Source organism: Campylobacter sp. BCW_6871 (assembly GCF_001762325.1).
GTDB classification, from domain to species: Bacteria; Campylobacterota; Campylobacteria; order Campylobacterales; family Campylobacteraceae; genus Campylobacter_D; species Campylobacter_D jejuni.
Genome location: NZ_MJWQ01000041.1, coordinates 1 through 1,780, shown reverse-complemented (window position 1 = coordinate 1,780; position 1,780 = coordinate 1). Strand labels below are relative to the sequence as shown.

Annotated in this window: 1 protein-coding gene and 1 pseudogene; both read left to right on the top strand. The window is 26.8% G+C overall.

The features are described 5' to 3' along the window. Positions 1–457 (top strand): annotated as a pseudogene (locus tag AJ930_RS04550) (hypothetical protein); the annotation flags it as partial. A 22-nt stretch (positions 458–479) separates the two neighbouring features. Next, positions 480–1,274 (top strand): hypothetical protein, encoded by a 795-nt coding sequence (locus tag AJ930_RS04545; protein ID WP_070273984.1) that lies wholly within the window; start codon positions 480–482, stop codon positions 1,272–1,274. Positions 1,275–1,780 lie beyond the last annotated feature (506 nt).

Here is a 1,780-nt window from a genome sequence, read left to right as displayed (position 1 = left end):
GATTGATTTAAATAAATATGATTTTGCCTATGATGAAGAAGGCAGGATCATTTGGGCTTTATATAATGATATTGAAAAAGGCAAATTAAAAGATCCAAGAGATATAGATTCTACTCCTGAAAGTAGAAATAAATTTGATGATGCTATGGATGGATACGAAAATGGAATGGTAACAAGATTTGATGTAGATACTCCAAATGATTGGAGTGAACAACAAGCTGCTTTAGATAGAGATACTCTAGTATTAAGCGCCAAATTAGCAGCCCTCACTCCTCCTCAAGGCTATCCTAATGCCCCTTATTATTTTACACCTGAAAGATTAGAATGGATTTATAAAAGAGGATATTTAGACAAACTCCTTGACCCAAGAATTCCTGCTATTTATAGATATAATTTTCCGCAAGAACTTCGAGCTAAGATAAGAGCTTATGCTAAAGAGCATAATATAAAAGAGTGAACCACAAAAGAAAGGAAAAACAATGCAAAAAATACTTCAAATCAATTTAGAAAAAAGAAAAGCTTTAGAGAATTTCAAAAATCTAGCTTTATTAGGATTAGGTGGAACAATGCTTTTAAATTTAAAAGAACAAGCTTTGGATTTTACTCAAGAATTAACTTATATAAATACTTATGATAAGTATTTAAATTTAAAGCTTGATTCTTTTTATATCCCTTCTACACTTTTATCTTTGCTTCAATTAACTCAAAAAAGCAAAGAAGCTTTTTATATCAATGTTTTAATCAATAGCGATACACATTATAAAAATCCTTTATTACAATATGCTATTACCCAAAAACAAGAACAAGAAAATATCGTTTATGCTTTAAAAAATAATGAAAATATTAATGCTTCTTTTACTAATCTTAATGCTTTAAAATTAGCCTTAGAAGAAAAGAATTTTTATCTTAATTTTATAGACTTAAACAGCAAAGAAAGTCTTTTAAGTTTTTACAATCAAATATTAAGCAATCATCATCTTAAAGATTATTTTTATATAAAAAATAATCAATTTTTTATTAAAAAAGATATAAAAAATAAAATTGTATTTCATAATATAAATTCTTCTTCTATTATAAGTAATTATCTTAGATTGTTAAATGATTTTAATACTTTAAGCAAAATAGAACTCATAAATATATTAGAAAGTTTAAGTTTATACAATCTTTCAACTTTAATGCAAACTATACAATCAAAAAATGAATATAACTCAAAAGACTTTGATAAAGATAGTATCTTTTTATCTAATATGATTATGAATGTGAGATTGAAGTAAAAAGATAGTAGATTTGGTAAATTTAAATCTTGTTAAGTTTATTATTTAGTTCAAATAAAAAATATAAAAAAATATAGAAATTCAATAGAAAGAAGAGAAGCTTAGTTAAAAGTTTGTTTGGTGCAAGCCACAAGGGAGTTTCGCCCCTTAAGAAAAGGGGCAAGGCTAATAAGCCTTGACAGTAATTATACAAATTAGTATAATTATAAGTACGAGTCGTGTCATATAGTTCACCCCCTTTCTAGGGTGTGATTATGCCACAGGGTTGCAGCCTTGTGGTAAAACCCTTAATGCAATTATACCAAACAAATTCTTTGACTTCTTAATACATTTTATTTATGATTGAATCTTATCTTTTAGCATAAGCAAGAAAAATATAAATTAAAAAATAAAATAATTCAACAGAAAGGAGATAAGCTTAGTTAAAAGCTTGTTTGGTAAGTCAAAGGGATTGTTCTAAACCCTGCAAAAGCAGGGGATACTCAAGAAGCCTTGACATAGCAAAG

Excerpts from the sequence above, each read along its gene's own strand:
- AJ930_RS04545 (WP_070273984.1), top strand. The coding sequence starts at position 480 with ATGCAAAAAATACTTCAAATCAATTTAGAAAAAAGAAAAGCTTTAGAG.